We start from the raw sequence: 15,162 nt of genomic DNA, 5'->3' as shown, positions 1-15,162 counted from the left end.
ATCGTGTCCTCATTGAAACATCCGATTGCCGACGCCGTTGCGTCGATTGAACTGGTCGCGTCCCGGATCGAGACCGCCTTTGCCCAGGTCGGCGGCCAGCTCGGCGAAGGCCACACCATCTTCCAGGGTCTCAACGAGGCGCTGACCGATCTTGCTCGCGAGCTATCGTCCGCGCAGATCGAGGGGGCATCCGGTGCGCTGCGCGACATCGCCGGCCGGTTGAAAAGCCTTGCCGACACGCTGCCGGCCGAAAGTGCGCTGCTCGATCAGTTGCGCGGCAGCGTCGCCGAGGCCGGGACGTTGCTGAAGCAGCTGCTCAAGCACGTCGAGATGATCACCACCATCGCCCGCAGCGCCAGGATCGAATCGGCCTCGCTCGAAGGTGATCGCGAGGGCTTCATCGCCTTCACCCGGGAGGCTTACGATCTCGGCAGGACCGTGCAGTCGTCGATCGAAGCCTGCGTCAAGGATCAGCAGTTGCTGGCCGCCGCGGTGGAAACCACCTGGGGCCGGCAGAGCGAATTCGAGCGGCGCTATCGGCCACAGCTCGGCGCCTCCGGCGGCGAACTGATGGCCGCATTCGCCGATCTCGGCCGGCAACGTAACGACAGCATCGGCGTTGCAGAGCTGGCGGGGAGTAGTGCTCGGACCATCAGCGAGGTGGTCGGACGGTCGATCGTGTCGCTGCAGGCCGGCGACAGCACCCGTCAGCGCCTGGAGCATGTTTGCGAAGGTCTGCGGCGCGCGGCCGATCCGGAGCCGACGCTGGTGCCCGACATGACGGAAGTGCAGCCCCTGCCCCGGCTGTTGGTCAATCTCGAAGCGGCACAGTTGCAGGACGCCCAGCAGGAATTCGACGCCGGCATCGGTGAGATCGTCCGAGCGCTGTCGACGATTCTCGCCGAGGTCGCGACGCTGGTCGAAAAGGGTCGCTCTTTACATGGCGGCCGCGAGGGCGGATCCGCTTCGTTCCTGTCGCGGGTGCGACAGACCCTCGCCCAGGCGTCGAACCTGATCGCGATGTGCGATGACGGCGGACGCTCGATCGACGAAGCGTTGAGCGTGGTCGAAGACACGCTGGAGAAGTTTCGCGACGCGATCGCCAATCTGTCCGACTCGGTGGTCGACATCTCGCTGATCGGCATGAATGCCGGTCTTCGCGCCGGCCATCTCGGCGTCAAGGGGCGGGCCTTCGTGGTGATCGCTCACGAGATGAAGCTGACCGCCGACCAGATGACCGGCGCGGCGATCCGGCTGAGGCCGCTCCTGGAGGAGATCGGTAAGGTCGGCGACGATCTGCGAAAGTCACGCGCCAACAGCGATCAGACCAATCTGACGAGCATGGAGACGGCCATTCTCCATACGCTGCACGACGTCGAGGCCGGCAATGACCGGCTCGGCGGACTGATCGGCCGGCTGATCGACGAAGGCGCCAAGTTCGATGCGGTGATGAATGGCGCCCGCGAGCAGATGACGTCGCTCGGATCCAGCGCCTCGGCGCTGCCGGCGGTAGCAAGGTGCCTCGAAAAAGCGGCGGGCGATCTGAGCGGGGTCGGGTTCGGCCATCAGGATGAGGCCCTGCTCGATGAACTCTACGCCCGCTACACGATGGAGCGCGAGCGCGACGTCCATCGCCAGTTCCTGACGCCATTCGGACTCACCACCAAGCAGCCAGCGCCTGCCGCAAGTGATTGTGACTTCGAGCTGTTTTAGCTTCTGCGGACCCTCCGTCGCCACTGCGTCCCGGACGGCCGGTTATTTCTGATCTGTGTCATCACGGCTTCGGCGCAAATCGGCTTTGATCGGCTGATCGATGCGGGCAGTACCCTGGGGCGGGGTCGAGATGACGCAGGTAGTGTACGGGGTCTGGGACGGTGTGGCCTATGACGCACGAACCGGCGCAGACGAGGCGCGGGCGGCGGGCTATGCGCTGGCGAATTTCGATGAATTCGACGAAGGCAATGCGATCCGCGCTTTCATCGCCGATCGCGGGTTCTTCGTGTTCGACCCCACGGTGTCGCTGGTCGATGCACTTTATCACTACCTAAAGACCGCTGCCGAGCAGTCCTGCGGGGCCTGCACGCCCTGCCGGATCGGTACCGTGCTGGTGCGGGATGCGCTCGATCAGATGCGCCGCGGGCTGGATGCCGCGATCACGCTCGACGACATCGTGGTGCTGGGCGAGCAGATCCGGCAAACCTCGCTGTGCGGGTTGGGGCAAACCTGTGCGGTCGCGCTGCTCGCGGTGCTGCGGGAGTTTCGCGAGCGGATCGACCAGGAGCTGGCTTCGCACCGGCCGATCCCGGCTCAGCACGGCATGGCCTATGTGACGGCGCCGTGCATCGAAGCCTGCCCGTCCAAAGTCAACGTGCCGCGCTATATCGACTACATCCGCGACGGCAAACCCGAGAGCTCGCTCGGCGTGCTGCTGCAGAAATACCCGATGGCCGCGACCTGCGGCCGGGTCTGCGTGCGCTATTGCGAGCAGGCGTGCCGGCGCAAATTCGTCGACGAGGCGGTCGGCATCAAGGCGCTGAAACGCTACGTCGCCGACCAGCAGAGCGGTCCGCACGCGCTGAAATTTACCCGCGACATGATCCGCAAGCCGCTCGCCGACGGCATGCGGGTGGCGGTGATCGGCGCCGGCCCCGCCGGCATCTCCTGCGCCTATCACCTGCTGCTGCGCGGCTATCACGTCGATGTCTTCGACAAGGCCAGCCAGGCCGGCGGCATGGCGCAGATCGGGATTCCGAGCTACCGGCTGCCCAAGGACACGTTGGCGCTGGAGACCGACATCATCGCCGATCTCGGCGGCCGCTTCCTGTTCGATCAGCGGCTCGGCCGCGATTTCTCGATCGACGATCTGTTCGCGCGCGGCTATCGCGCGGTGTTCCTCGGGCTCGGCTGTCAGCAGGGGGCACGGCTCGGTGTCGATGGCGAAGACGTTTCGCATGACGGTTACTTCAGCGGCATCGATTTCCTGCTCAAGGTTCACGACCACGTCGATGGCGTCGCCCCGCTGGTTTTGCAGGGCGAGGTGGTGGTGGTCGGCGGTGGCAATGTCGCGATGGACTGCGTGCGTTCGGCGATCCGGCTCGGCGCCGACAAGGTCCACGTCGTCTATCGCCGCACCCTCGCCGACATGCCGGCCGATCCGGCCGAGATCGAGGCCGCCCGCGCCGAAGGCGTCGAATTTCACGTGCTCAGTGCGCCGGCCGAGATCGTCACCGAGCACGGCAAGGTCACCGGCGTGGTGCTGACGAGGATGCAGGCGAGCCAGCCCGACGCCAGTGGTCGCAGCTCGGTACGGCCGATTCCGGGCAGCGAAACCGCGATGCGCTGCGACGTGCTGATCGCGGCGATTGGCCAGCAGGTCGAAGACGGTCCGCTGATCGAGAGCGACGGCATCGCGTTCGATCGCTGGCGCTGCGTCGCGACCGACCGGGTGCTGGCGACCTCGCGCCCCGGCGTGTTCGCTGGCGGCGACTGCGTCACCGGCCCATCGACCCTGGTCTACGCCATGGCCGCCGGGCTGAAGGCGGCGCGCAACATCGACGACTGGATCCAGCGCGGTTCGGTACGGTTCTTCAAGCGGTCGCGGATGCGCAAGCTGATCGCCGACAACCGCATGCTGGCCAACGAGATCGTCGAAGCCCCGGTGCGCAATGCGTATCGGGTGCACAATCCCGAAATCGATCCCGAGCTGCGCAAGCACATGTTCGGCGAGGTCGAGCAGACCATCGACGCGCGGGCCGCTTATGCGGAGACCCAGCGCTGCATGCGCTGCTACCGGGTCTACTCCGTCGTCACCAAGCATCCGATCCCGGAAGGAGCGGCTTGAAGCGATGTGCACCCCCGACCAGGCCGGCCATTCCGCCCGCGATCCCGCCGAGGCGACGATCTCGCTGTCGATCAACGGCGTCGCCTGCACCGGCTTCGCCAACGAGACCATCCTGTCCTGCGCACGGCGCTACGACGTCTACATCCCGACGCTGTGCGAACTGGAAGACATCGATCACACCCCCGGCGCCTGCCGGGTGTGCCTGGTCGAGATCCTGCAGGCCGGCAAGGACACGCCGCAGATCGTCACCGCCTGCAATACGCCGGTGCGCGACGGCATGGAGGTGCAGACCCGCTCCAAGAAGGCGCGCGACATGCAGCGTCTGCAGGTCGAATTGCTGATGGCCGACCATCTGCAGGATTGCGCCACCTGCATCCGCCACGGCAGTTGCGAGCTGCAGGATCTGGCGCAGTTCGTCGGGCTGCAGCAGAACCGGTTCTTCGATCGCGAGCGGACCGAGGCGCGCCCGGTCGATCAGAGTTCGCCGTCGATGGTGCGCGACATGCGGCGCTGCGTCCGCTGCCAGCGCTGCGTCGCGATCTGCCGCTATCACCAGAAGATCGACGCGCTGGCGATCGAAGGCAGCGGTCTGGAGCGGATGGTGGCGCTGCGCGACGCCGACGGCTATCCGAACTCGGTCTGCGTCTCCTGCGGTCAATGCGTGCTGGTGTGTCCGACCGGTGCGCTCGGCGAGCGCGACGAGACCGACCGCGCGCTCGACTACATCTGCGATCCGAACGTCGTCACCGTGGTGCAGTTCGCCCCCGCGGTGCGGGTGGCATTCGGCGAAGAATTCGGGTTGCCGGCGGGCACCAATGTCGAAGGCCAGATCATCGCCGCCTGCCGCAAGCTCGGCGTCGATGTGGTGCTCGATACCAACTTCGCCGCCGACGTGGTGATCATGGAGGAGGGCGCGGAGCTCTTGGCGCGGCTGAAGCAGGGGCGGCGGCCGACCTTCACCTCGTGCTGCCCGGCCTGGATCAATTTCGCCGAGATCCACTATCCGGAGGTGCTGTCGCTGTTGTCCTCGACCAAGTCGCCGCAGCAGGTGCTGTCGACAATCGCCAAGAGCTACCTGCCCGAACAGCTCAGCGTGCCGGCCGAGCGCATCCGGGTGATTTCGATCATGCCGTGCATCGCCAAGAAGGACGAGGCGGTGCGTCCGCAAATGGTCCATGACGGGCACCCGGAAACCGACCTGGTGCTGACCACGCGCGAATTCGCCCGGCTGTTGCGGCGCGAGGGCATCGACCTGAAGGATCTGCCGTCGTCGCAGTTCGATCGCCCGTTCCTGAGCGCCTATTCGGGCGCCGGCGCGATCTTCGGCACCACCGGCGGCGTGATGGAGGCGGCGATCCGCACCATCTACGCGCTGGTCAACGGCCGCGAATTGGAGCGAATCGAGCTGACGCAGCTCCGCGGCTTCGAAGGGTTGCGCGAGGCGCGGGTTGATCTTGGCGGCCCGGTCGGCGAGGTCAAGGTCGCGATGGTGCACGGTCTCGGCGATACCCGCCGGCTGGTGGAATCGGTGCTGAGCGGCGAGGCGAACTACGATTTCATCGAGGTGATGGCCTGCCCGGGCGGCTGCGTCGACGGCGGCGGATCGCTGCGCTCGAAGAAAGCGTATCTGCCGCTGGCGCTGAAGCGCCGCGAGACCATTTACAATGTCGACCGGGCTGCGAAGGTCCGGCAATCGCACAACAATCCCCAGGTGCAGGCGCTGTACCGCGAACTGCTGCAGGCGCCGAATTCCGAGATCGCGCATCAGCTGCTGCACACCCACTATGCCTCGCGCAAGCGCGAGCTGCAGCACACCGTCAAGGAGATCTGGGACGATCTCACCATGAGCACGATCCTGTACTGACGCGGAGTGCTTCAGGATGTCGCCGCCACAGCATCTGGTCCCCACTCGGCGCGACGTGGTGCGCGGCCTTGCGGCGCTGCCGGCGCTGGGGCTGACGCGGACGCTCGCCGCCGAGCCGCTGACACTGTGGGGAATTCCGGCGACGCCGTCGGCGCTGTTCGTTCGTGCGGTGGCGTCGGAGCGGCTGCAGCAGGTCGCGCCCGGAGCGCGTTTCCAGCTCTGGAAGAGCACCGATCAGATGCGCGCCGGGATTGCGTCGGGACAGTTCCGGCTGTTCGCGACCTCGACCTACGCGGCCGCCAATTTCTTCAACCGCGGCGCCGGAACGCGCATGCTGAACGTCGTCACCTGGGGCGTGCTGTACGTGATGGCGCGGGATCCGGCGATCAAGTCGGTGGCGGATCTCGCCGGTCGCAGCATTCTGTTGTCGAACAAGAACGAGGCGCCCGATCTGTTGTTTCGGCTAGTGCTGCGCTGGGCCGGGCTTGATCCGGACCGCGATGTCCGCTGCGAATATGTCGGCTCGCCGGGCGAGGCGGTGCCGCTGTTTCTCGCCGGCCGCAGCGACGTCGCTGTGCTGCACGAGCCGGCGGCCTCCACCGCGCTGCTCCGCGCCAGGCAGGACGGCAGGCCGGTGTATCGGGTGCTGGATATCGCCGAACTCTATGGCCGCCACACCGGTCGCGGGCCGCGGATTCCGCAAGTCGGACTCGCAGTCAGTGCCGAGTTGCTCAACTCTCGGCCGGAGATCGTCGCCGCCGTGCAGGCCGCCTGCGTCGAAGCAAGTAACTGGATTTCGGTGCATCCGCGCGAGGCCGCAGATCTTGCCGCGCCGGCACTCGGCCTGCCGGCCGAAGTGATCGCGGCGTCGCTGCCGCATGTCCGCCTCGACGTCGTTCCGGCCCGGCAGGCGCGGGACGACATCGAAGTGTACTTCAAGAATCTGATGGAGCTGGACCCGGGCATCGTCGGCGGCCGGCTTCCCGATCCGGCGTTCTATGCAGGGTGAGCGTCCGGTGCGGCGAGGTAAAGCGCGGATCTCGTGGGCCTGGAGCCTCGTCGGCATCGCGCTGCTACTAGCGCTGTGGGAGCTTGGCCATCGCGCCTATGGACCGCTGGTGCTGCCCAGCCTCGGTGACACCGCGGCTACGCTGTGGCGGATGATCCGTGCCGGCCAGGTCGGGCCGGCGCTCGCCGAGACCGCCGGCAATGCCGGGCTTGGCTGGCTGATCGGCGTGCTGATCGGCTGCTGTGCCGGGATGCTCGCCGGCCTGCGCGAAGAGGCGCAGCGCGCGCTGCAGCCGGTTGCGATCATTCTGCTCGGGGTGCCGGCGATCGCCTGGGTGGTGATGGCGCTGCTCTGGTTCGGCGGGCGCTGGGCGGTGGTGGTGACGGTCGCGGCCGCCATCGGGCCGATGCTGTTCGCCGCAGCGCTCGAAGGCGTGCGCAGTCTCGACGGCACGTTGGCCCGGATGGCGCGGGTGTACCAAGTGCCACTGTCGGCGCGGCTGACCGAAGTGTATGGGCCGCAACTGCTGAGCCATCTGTTTCCGGCGCTGGTGACCACGCTGGCGATGTCCTGGAAGGTGGCGGTAATGGCCGAGCTGCTCGCCGGCGCCGGCGGGATCGGCGATGGCCTCGCCACCGCGCGCGCCCATGTCGACACCGCCGAGACCATGGCCTGGGTGGTGGTCGTGGTCGGCGTGCTGATCGTGGTCGATGCCGGCGTGCTGCAGCGGCTGCAGCACCGGCTGTGGCTGTGGCGCGACGACGAACGGAGCGGCGGCCGATGAGCGAGCCGCTGCTGCAGTTCCGCGGGGTGCAGTTCGGCTATCAGGTCGCACCGGTGCTTCGCGGTATCGATTTCGACGTCGAAGCAGGCTCGATCACCGCCGTGATGGGACCGTCCGGAAGCGGCAAGAGTACCTTGATGGCGCTCGCCGCCGGTTTATTGAGGCCGGACGCCGGCGTCGTGCAGCGCCGCAGCACGCGACTCGGCATGGTGTTTCAGGACCCTGCGCTGCTGCCGTGGCGCAGCGCGCTCGACAATGTGGCGTTTCCGCTGATCGCGCTCGGCCTTCGCCGAAGTGAGCGCCGCGACCGCGCACGGGCGATGCTCGCGAATGTCGGCCTCTCCGGCGACGATGCCCGAAAATATCCGCGCCAGCTCTCCGGCGGGATGCGGCAGCGGGTGGCGCTCGCGCGGGCGCTGGTGATCGAGCCGGATCTGCTCCTCTGCGACGAGCCGTTCAGTGCGCTCGACGCGCTGGTGCGGGCCGAGCTGTGGCGGATCGTGCGGGACATCCATGCGCGCAGCAGCCTGACGATGCTGATCGTCACCCATGACGGCCCGGAGGCAATGCAATGCGATCGCCTCGCCATCCTGTCGGCGGGACTCATCGAGCAAACCGGTACACCGGCCGAGATCGCGCACCATCCCGCCAGTGACGTGGTGCGGACCTTCGTGTCCGCATTGACCGGCCGGTGACGCCGCCGCCGCCGTCTCACTCGCGCGGCGGCGAGTGGGCGCCGTTGGCGAGGAAGAACAACTCGACCAGCCGCCCCTTCTTGCCGGCCAGCGCGAAGATGCACTCCGGGGATTCGGCGTCGAGTTCGGCGATCGGCACCTTGGCGATACGGTCGACGCGGCTGGAGCCGTGCTCCCACATGAAGCCGACGCCGAGATGATTGGCGACCGCCTCCAGCATGCCTTCGCGGGTGTTGACCACGATCGACGGCACCGGTCGCAGGCCGGCGGCGCGGAACGCGCGGTCGACCGCCCGTTGGGTCGAGGAATCGCGGGTGCGGAACACCAGCGGATAGCGCATCAGCTCGGTGATCGAGAGCTGCGGTTTCTTCTTCAGCGGATGGTTTGGATGGCATAGCGCCACCACGCGTTGTTCAAGGCAGATCTCGCGGCGGAAGCGCCGGTCGGCCGGCACGTCCGGCAGTACGCCGATGTCGACGCGCTGATCGACCACGGCGGCGACGATCGCCGACCAGCTTCCGATTTCGATCGCCACCTGCACCTTAGGGTACATCTGCTTGAAGGTCGCGATCAGCGCCATGCCGGGCATCGAGTTGCCGAGCCCGACGCGGAGTTCGCCGCCGGCCAGTTCTTCTCGCTGTGACAGGATCGACAGCGCGTCGGTTTCGATCGCCTGCATCCGGCTGGTGGTGCCGTAGAGCTGGCGGCACAGCGAGGTCGGGATCAGGTTGGCGCCGTGGCGCTCGAACAGCGTGACGCCGAACTCGGTTTCGAGTTCGCGCACCGATTGTGCCACCGCCGATTGAGAAACGCCGATCCGCCGCGCCGCAGCTGCAAAACTGCCGGCATCGAACACTGCGTTGACGGCGCGAATCCGCGCCGAAGTCAGAGCCATTGGGCCGGCCGCTCCGCATCACCAGGAAACCTCGTGAGCGTCATAAGCCAAGCTGCTGACCGTTATGTGACTGTCAGACGCTGCCCGTAACCCTGTGCCGCATCGCAACGAGGCCAGGGGACAGGTGATGGCGAAGATCGAGCTCAGCGCGATCCGCAAATCGTTCGGTGACACCGAAGTGCTCAAGGGCGTCGATCTGTCGATCCACGACGGCGAGTTCGTGTCGCTGGTCGGCCCGAGCGGATGCGGCAAGTCGACACTGTTACGGGTGATCGCCGGCTTGGAGCCGCAGAGCTCCGGCGAAGTGAAGATCGGCGGCGTCGCGGTCGATCACATCCGGCCGAGCGCGCGCAATCTTGCGATGGTGTTTCAATCCTACGCGCTGTACCCGCATCTGTCGGTGTTCGACAACATCGCGGTGCCGCTGCGGATGAAGCGGCTGTCGGCGCTGGAGCGGGCACCGTTGATCGGCCGGCTGCTGCCGAACCGTTACCATGTCGAGCGCGGCATCCGTGCCGATGTCGAGCGCGTCGCGTCGCAGCTCGAAATCTCGCCGCTGCTGTCGCGCAAACCCGGGCAGCTCTCCGGCGGCCAGCGTCAGCGCGTCGCGGTCGGCCGCGCGCTGGTGCGTGAGCCGGTCGGTTTTCTGTTCGACGAGCCGCTGTCCAACCTCGACGCCAAACTCCGCGTCCATATGCGCGCCGAGATCGCGCAGCTGCATCGCCGGCTCAAAGCGACTTTCGTCTACGTCACGCACGATCAGGCCGAGGCTATGACGATGTCCGGCCGGATCGCCGTGATGATCGGCGGCGAACTGGTGCAGGTCGGCACACCGAGCGACGTCTACGACAATCCGCGCGATATCCGCGTCGCCGAGTTCATCGGCAGCCCGAAGATCAACGTGCTGCCCGGCGTGGTGCAGAGCGATGGCCGCATCGTGATGCTCGATCGGACGCTCGCAGCCCGCGCCACGGCCAGTGCCGGTCCCTGTCGCGTCGCGGTCCGCCCGGAGCGGCTCAGCCTCGGCAGTGGCGATCTGTCCGGCGTGGTGATGCATGTCGAAAACATGGGCGCCGAAGCCTTCGTGCATCTCGGCTGCGACGGGCTGAGCGATCCGGTGGTGATCCGGCTCGACGACCCGCTGCGGCTTCCGGGCATCGGCAGCACCCAGCGGTTCGGCTTCGCGCCCGAGGCGATCCGGCTGTTCGACGCCGCCGGCAAGCGGATCGCGATCCGCACTGAAGCATCGGTCGAGATGATCCGGGAGGTCGCCCATGTCTGACGCCGCCGTCACGCTGCGCGATCTCGACGAGCTCGCCGATGCGCCCGTCGCGGTGCGGCCGCACGCCAGCCGCCGCGGCACCATCGCCTACGGCCTGGTCGCCCCGGCATTCACCCTGATGCTGCTGATGCTGATCGGCCCGCTCGCCGGGGTGGTGGCGCTGTCGTTCACCGACTATCAGCTCGGCGCGCCGTCGTTCGGCTGGATCGGATTGGCCAATTATCAGCAGCTGTTCGCCGACCGGGTGTTCTGGGTCTCGCTCACCAATACGCTGACCTACGCGGTGATCGTGGTGCCGGGCTCGGTCGCGCTCGGCCTCGGCGTCGCGATGCTGATCGAGAGCGGCACGCGCCTCCGCAGCTTCTATCGCACCATCTACTTCCTGCCGGTGATGGCGACCCTGATCGCGATGGCGATCGTGTGGGAGTTCATGCTGCATCCGCAGTTCGGTCTGGTGAACGGGCTGATCAAGATGGTCGGCCTCGCCCCGCATCCGTGGCTGCAGGACCGCGGCACCGCGCTGTACGCGCTGTGCGCGATCGGGATCTGGCAGGCGGTCGGCTTCAACATGGTGCTGTTCCTGGCCGGGCTGATGTCGATCCCCAAGCATCTCTATGACGCCGCCGAGATCGACGGCGCGGCCAGCGCGTGGTCGCGATTCCGGCTGGTGACCTGGCCGATGCTCGGGCCGGTGACGCTGTTCGTGGTGGTGATCACCGGCATCCGGTCGTTTCAGGTGTTCGACACCGTCCACGTCCTCACCAAGGGCGGACCGTCGAAATCGACCGAGGTGCTGATCCACACCATGTACATGGAAGGCTTCGAGTTCTTCCGCTCCGGCTATGCCGCCGCGGTGACCGTGGTGTTCCTCGGCCTGGTGCTGCTGCTGACTTTGGTGAAATCGCGGCTCGCCGCCAAGCAGGTGCATTACGCATGAGCGCCGCGCGACCAAGCCTGATCCGCTCCGGTCTCCGCCACACCGTGTTGATGCTCGGTGCCGTGTTGATGCTGACGCCGTTCATCTGGATGATCTCGACCGCGTCGAAGCCGCCGGACGAGATCTACTCCAGCGACCTGCATCTGATCCCGCATCATTTCGCGTTGTGGGAGAATTTGCGCATCGCCTTCGGCAAGGCCGATCTCGGCCGCTTCCTGCTCAACGGCGTGATCGTCACCGTGGCGATCTTCACCTGCCAGCTGCTGGTCGCGCTGCCGGCCGCCTATGCACTGGCCAAGCTGCGCTTCGTCGGGCGCAAGGCACTGTTCGCGCTGGTTCTGTTCGGCATCCTGATCCCGCCGCAGGCGACCGCGATTCCGGTGTTCCTGCTGCTGCACCAGCTCGGTGCACTCGACAGCTACGCGGCGCTGGTGCTGCCGTTCACCATCTCGGTGTTCGGCATCTTCCTGATGCGGCAGTTCTTCATGACCGTGCCGGACGATCTGCTCGACGCCGCGCGGATGGACGGGATGTCGGAGTTCGCCATCGTCTGGCGGGTGATGCTGCCGACCGCGATCCCCGCCGTCACTGCGTTCGGCATCTTCTCGGTGGTGGCGCACTGGAACGACTACTTCTGGCCGCTGATCGTGCTCAACAGCCAGCAATATTACACGCCGCCGCTCGCGGTCGCGCATTTCCGCAATGCCGAAGCGGGCACCAGCTACGGCCCGCTGATGGCGGCCGCGATCGTGATCATCACCCCGCTCGTCGTCGCCTTCCTGCTCGCGCAGCGCCGCTTCATCGAAGGCATCACTCTGACCGGCCTCAAGTAAGTCAGCCTAACCCAAACAGGAGATCGACATGCTGAAGAGATGGATCGCCGCAGCCGCGATGACGCTGGTTGCGGGCATCGCCCACGCCCAGCAGCAGACCGAAGTGGTGCTGCAGTTCCCGTATCCGGAGCTGTTCACCGAGACCCACAAGCGGATCGCCGAAGAATTCGCCAAGGTGCATCCGGAGATCAAGGTCAGCTTCCGTGCGCCTTACGAGTCGTACGAAGAAGCCACCCAGAAGGTGCTGCGCGAGGCGGTGACCAATCAGCTGCCCGACGTCACCTTCCAGGGCCTGAACCGCATCCGCGTGCTGGTCGACAAGAACATCCCGGCGCCGCTCGACGGCTACATCGCGGCCGAGAAGGACTTCGACAAGCAGGGCTTCCACCAGGCAATGTACGATATCGGCACCGCCAGCGGCAAAGTCTATGCGCTGCCGTTCGCGATCTCGCTGCCGATCGTCTACGTCAATCTCGACCTGGTGAAAACGGCCGGCGGCGATGTGAACAACCTGCCGACCACCTGGGACGGCCTGTTGGATCTGGCCAAGAAGGTCAAGGCGCTCGGATCCGACACCAACGGCATCACCTACGCCTGGGACATCACCGGCAACTGGCTGTGGCAGGCGCCGGTGTTCGCGCGCGGCGGCACCATGCTCAATGCCGACGAGACCAAGGTGGCGTTCGACGGCGCCGAAGGCCAGTTCGCGATGCGCACCATCGCCCGCCTGGTCACCGAGGGCGGCATGCCGAATCTCGATCAGCCGTCGATGCGCGCCACCTTCGCGGCCGGCAAGACCGGGATCCACATCACCTCGACCTCCGACCTGAAGAAGACCACCGACATGATCGGCGGCAAGTTTGCGCTCAAGACCATCGCGTTCCCGGACGTCGTCAAGCCGAACGGCCGGCTTCCGGCCGGCGGCAACGTCGTGCTGATCACCGCCAAGGACAAGGCCAAGCGCGACGCCGCCTGGGAAGTGGTGAAGTTCTGGACCGGCCCGAAGGGCGCGGCGATCATGGCGGAGACCACCGGCTACATGCCGCCCAACAAGGTCGCCAACGACGTCTATCTGAAGGACTTCTACCAGAAGAACCCGAACAACTACACCGCCGTCAGCCAGCTCGGCCTGCTAACCAAGTGGTATGCGTTCCCCGGCGACAACGGCCTGAAGATCACCGACGTGATCAAGGACCACCTCAACTCGATCGTCTCCGGCGCGCGTGCCAAGGAGCCGGACGCGGTGCTCGCCGACATGACCAAGGACGTCCAGGCCCTGCTGCCGAAGACCGTCGGCGCCGCCAAGTAACGCACGAACCCACGCGTGACGGGGCGCCGCCGGCGCTCCGTCACGTCACGTTTTGGAGCGGGCCATGAAACTGATCCATCTCAGCGACATCCATCTCACCACGCCGGGCGCGACGATCGGCGGCCGCAATCCGCGACTCAATTTCGAACGGGCGCTCACCCATATCCTGCGCGACCATCACGATGCCGAACTGATGGTGATCACCGGCGATCTGTCGGACTGGGGAGATGCCGACGACTATCGCTGGCTCAAAGCGCAGATCGACGCGTTTCCGATCCCGGTGCGGCTGTGCATCGGCAATCACGATCGCCGCGAGAATTTCCTGAGCGTGTTTCCGGAATGCGCCGACGAGCACGGCCTAGTGCAGGCTGTGGTCGATACCCCGGCCGGCCGCTGCCTGCTGCTCGACACCGCCGAAGCCGGCACCCATGCGGGCCGCTATTGCGAGACGCGCAGGGCGTGGCTGACCCGGCAACTCGCCGAACATCCCGGTCCGTTCCTGCTGTTCATGCATCACAATCCGATGCCGACGCATCTCGGCCCGATGGATCAGATCCGGCTGCTCGACGACGCCGCATTCCGCCGGATCGTCGGCCGGCACCGCGACCGCATCCGCCACATCTTCTTCGGCCACTGCCATCTGCCGCTGGCCGGCTCGGTGGCCGGCGTGCCGGTCAGCTCGCTGCGCGGCACCAACCATGCCAGCTATCCGCTGTTCTCCGAGCACCGGATGCTGAGTGCGTCGGACCTGCCGGAATCCTACGGCGTGGTGTTCTTCGGCGACGATTACGTCACCGTCCACATGGTCGAGTTCGGCTACACCGGCGAGGTCCGGGTCGAGGGCTCGCCCGACTACAACGCCTGGAACAGGGAGACCATGCCGCGATGAAGTTTGTCGTCCTCACCGATACGCATTTCGTCGCCCGCGGCCGCCGCATCTACGGGCTCGATCCGGCCGAGCGGCTCGGCGCCGCGGTGGCGCGGATCAATCGCGAGCATCCCGACATGGCCTTCGTGATCGTCACCGGCGATCTGGCGCATTGGGGCGAAGAACCTGCTTACGACAATCTCGCTTCGGTGCTGGCGGGATTGCGTGCGCCGACCATCCTGATGATGGGCAATCACGACAAGCGCGACGCTTTCGCGAAATTCTTCCCCGGCGTGCCGCGCGATGCGAACGGCTTCGTGCACACCCTGCAGGTGTTCGAATCGGCGACGATCGTCACGCTGGACACGCTGAACGAAGCCGCGCCCAACCACGAAGGCCTGCTGTGCGACGCCCGGCTGGCGTTCCTCGAACGTGCCCTCGCCGAAGCACCGGCCGACCGGCCGCTGCTGCTGTTCCAGCATCACCCGCCGTTCGACACCGGCTTGCGCTACATGGATACGATCCGGCTCGCCAATCCGGATGCGGAGTGGGAGGTGATCGCCCGCACCCGCAAACCGGACTATCTGTTCATGGGCCATCTGCACCGGCCGATCTCCGGGGTGTGGCGCGGCATCCCGTATCACATCCAGCGCGGGCTGGCGCATCAGGTCGCGTTCGATCTCGTCGCCGAGGGCCACATCCCAGGCTCGCACGAGCCGCCGGACTACGCCCATGTCAGTGTCGAGGCGGACCGCATCGTGATCCACCAGTGCTCGTTCATGTACGACGGACCGCTGTTCTCGCTGCACGACAGCGTCGCGTTGCATCGCACCTCGTTCTGACGG

13 protein-coding genes are annotated in these 15,162 nt (G+C 66.4%); 12 read left to right on the top strand and 1 reads right to left on the bottom strand.

All coding sequences use genetic code 11. The annotated features are described in order from the left end of the window. The first annotated feature begins 3 nt into the window (after window positions 1-3). The 6 genes from DNX69_RS15445 to DNX69_RS15420 all read left to right on the top strand — a co-directional run bounded on the left by DNX69_RS15445 (window position 4) and on the right by DNX69_RS15420 (window position 8,193). Complete coding sequence (locus DNX69_RS15445; protein WP_110786840.1) at window positions 4-1,713, top strand: chemotaxis protein; 1,710 nt, start codon at window positions 4-6, stop codon at window positions 1,711-1,713. 130 nt (window positions 1,714-1,843) lie between these two features. Further along, window positions 1,844-3,841 carry an FAD-dependent oxidoreductase gene (locus DNX69_RS15440; RefSeq protein ID WP_110786839.1) on the top strand — a complete coding sequence of 666 codons (1,998 nt, stop codon included), beginning with the start codon at window positions 1,844-1,846 and terminating at the stop codon, window positions 3,839-3,841. Between the two features lie 4 nt (window positions 3,842-3,845). Continuing rightward, window positions 3,846-5,705, top strand: a complete 1,860-nt coding sequence (locus tag DNX69_RS15435; protein ID WP_110786838.1) for a [FeFe] hydrogenase, group A — start codon at window positions 3,846-3,848, stop codon at window positions 5,703-5,705. 16 nt (window positions 5,706-5,721) lie between these two features. After that, entirely contained in the window at window positions 5,722-6,714 is a 993-nt protein-coding gene (locus DNX69_RS15430) for an ABC transporter substrate-binding protein (RefSeq protein WP_110786837.1), read from the top strand. A gap of 7 nt (window positions 6,715-6,721) precedes the next feature. Then, window positions 6,722-7,498 (top strand): ABC transporter permease, encoded by a 777-nt coding sequence (locus tag DNX69_RS15425; RefSeq protein WP_234826983.1) that lies wholly within the window; start codon window positions 6,722-6,724, stop codon window positions 7,496-7,498. Beyond that, window positions 7,495-8,193 carry an ABC transporter ATP-binding protein gene (locus DNX69_RS15420; RefSeq protein ID WP_110786835.1) on the top strand — a complete coding sequence of 233 codons (699 nt, stop codon included), beginning with the start codon at window positions 7,495-7,497 and terminating at the stop codon, window positions 8,191-8,193. The genes DNX69_RS15425 and DNX69_RS15420 overlap by 4 nt, the downstream gene beginning before the upstream one ends. A 16-nt stretch (window positions 8,194-8,209) precedes the next feature. Here DNX69_RS15420 and DNX69_RS15415 read toward each other — a convergent pair whose 3' ends face one another. Then, window positions 8,210-9,088 (bottom strand): LysR family transcriptional regulator, encoded by an 879-nt coding sequence (locus DNX69_RS15415; protein WP_110786834.1) that lies wholly within the window; start codon window positions 9,086-9,088, stop codon window positions 8,210-8,212. Between the two features lie 127 nt (window positions 9,089-9,215). On the opposite strand from DNX69_RS15415, the gene DNX69_RS15410 reads away from it, so the two are divergent. From DNX69_RS15410 to DNX69_RS15385, 6 genes are all read left to right on the top strand, one after another. Then, on the top strand, window positions 9,216-10,370 hold the full coding sequence (locus DNX69_RS15410; RefSeq protein WP_110786833.1) for an ABC transporter ATP-binding protein: 1,155 nt from the start codon (window positions 9,216-9,218) through the stop codon (window positions 10,368-10,370). Beyond that, the gene (locus tag DNX69_RS15405) at window positions 10,363-11,307 is read left to right on the top strand and encodes a carbohydrate ABC transporter permease (protein ID WP_110786832.1); all 945 of its coding nucleotides are present in this window, start codon (window positions 10,363-10,365) and stop codon (window positions 11,305-11,307) included. Before DNX69_RS15410 ends, DNX69_RS15405 begins: the two co-directional genes overlap by 8 nt. Continuing rightward, window positions 11,304-12,140 (top strand): carbohydrate ABC transporter permease, encoded by an 837-nt coding sequence (locus DNX69_RS15400; RefSeq protein ID WP_110786831.1) that lies wholly within the window; start codon window positions 11,304-11,306, stop codon window positions 12,138-12,140. Before DNX69_RS15405 ends, DNX69_RS15400 begins: the two co-directional genes overlap by 4 nt. 28 nt (window positions 12,141-12,168) lie before the next feature. Beyond that, window positions 12,169-13,449 (top strand): ABC transporter substrate-binding protein, encoded by a 1,281-nt coding sequence (locus tag DNX69_RS15395; protein WP_110786830.1) that lies wholly within the window; start codon window positions 12,169-12,171, stop codon window positions 13,447-13,449. A 64-nt stretch (window positions 13,450-13,513) separates the two neighbouring features. Next, window positions 13,514-14,338, top strand: coding sequence for a phosphodiesterase (locus DNX69_RS15390; RefSeq protein ID WP_110786829.1), 825 nt, complete (start codon window positions 13,514-13,516; stop codon window positions 14,336-14,338). Then, window positions 14,335-15,159 carry a phosphodiesterase gene (locus tag DNX69_RS15385; RefSeq protein WP_110786828.1) on the top strand — a complete coding sequence of 275 codons (825 nt, stop codon included), beginning with the start codon at window positions 14,335-14,337 and terminating at the stop codon, window positions 15,157-15,159. The genes DNX69_RS15390 and DNX69_RS15385 overlap by 4 nt, the downstream gene beginning before the upstream one ends. Window positions 15,160-15,162: the final 3 nt, after the last annotated feature.

Source organism: Rhodopseudomonas palustris (genome assembly GCF_003226555.1).
Classification (GTDB): domain Bacteria; phylum Pseudomonadota; class Alphaproteobacteria; order Rhizobiales; family Xanthobacteraceae; genus Rhodopseudomonas; species Rhodopseudomonas palustris_I.
This window is presented reverse-complemented; position numbering and strand designations above follow the sequence as displayed.

Bases quoted from the DNA above. Each gene is read 5' to 3' on its own strand.
- DNX69_RS15440 (WP_110786839.1), top strand. From the start codon at position 1,844: ATGACGCAGGTAGTGTACGGGGTCTGGGACGGTGTGGCCTATGACGCA.
- DNX69_RS15435 (WP_110786838.1), top strand. From the start codon at position 3,846: ATGTGCACCCCCGACCAGGCCGGCCATTCCGCCCGCGATCCCGCCGAG.
- DNX69_RS15430 (WP_110786837.1), top strand. From the start codon at position 5,722: ATGTCGCCGCCACAGCATCTGGTCCCCACTCGGCGCGACGTGGTGCGC.
- DNX69_RS15420 (WP_110786835.1), top strand. From the start codon at position 7,495: ATGAGCGAGCCGCTGCTGCAGTTCCGCGGGGTGCAGTTCGGCTATCAG.
- DNX69_RS15415 (WP_110786834.1), bottom strand. From the start codon at position 9,088: ATGGCTCTGACTTCGGCGCGGATTCGCGCCGTCAACGCAGTGTTCGAT.
- DNX69_RS15410 (WP_110786833.1), top strand. From the start codon at position 9,216: ATGGCGAAGATCGAGCTCAGCGCGATCCGCAAATCGTTCGGTGACACC.
- DNX69_RS15405 (WP_110786832.1), top strand. From the start codon at position 10,363: ATGTCTGACGCCGCCGTCACGCTGCGCGATCTCGACGAGCTCGCCGAT.
- DNX69_RS15400 (WP_110786831.1), top strand. From the start codon at position 11,304: ATGAGCGCCGCGCGACCAAGCCTGATCCGCTCCGGTCTCCGCCACACC.
- DNX69_RS15395 (WP_110786830.1), top strand. From the start codon at position 12,169: ATGCTGAAGAGATGGATCGCCGCAGCCGCGATGACGCTGGTTGCGGGC.
- DNX69_RS15390 (WP_110786829.1), top strand. From the start codon at position 13,514: ATGAAACTGATCCATCTCAGCGACATCCATCTCACCACGCCGGGCGCG.
- DNX69_RS15385 (WP_110786828.1), top strand. From the start codon at position 14,335: ATGAAGTTTGTCGTCCTCACCGATACGCATTTCGTCGCCCGCGGCCGC.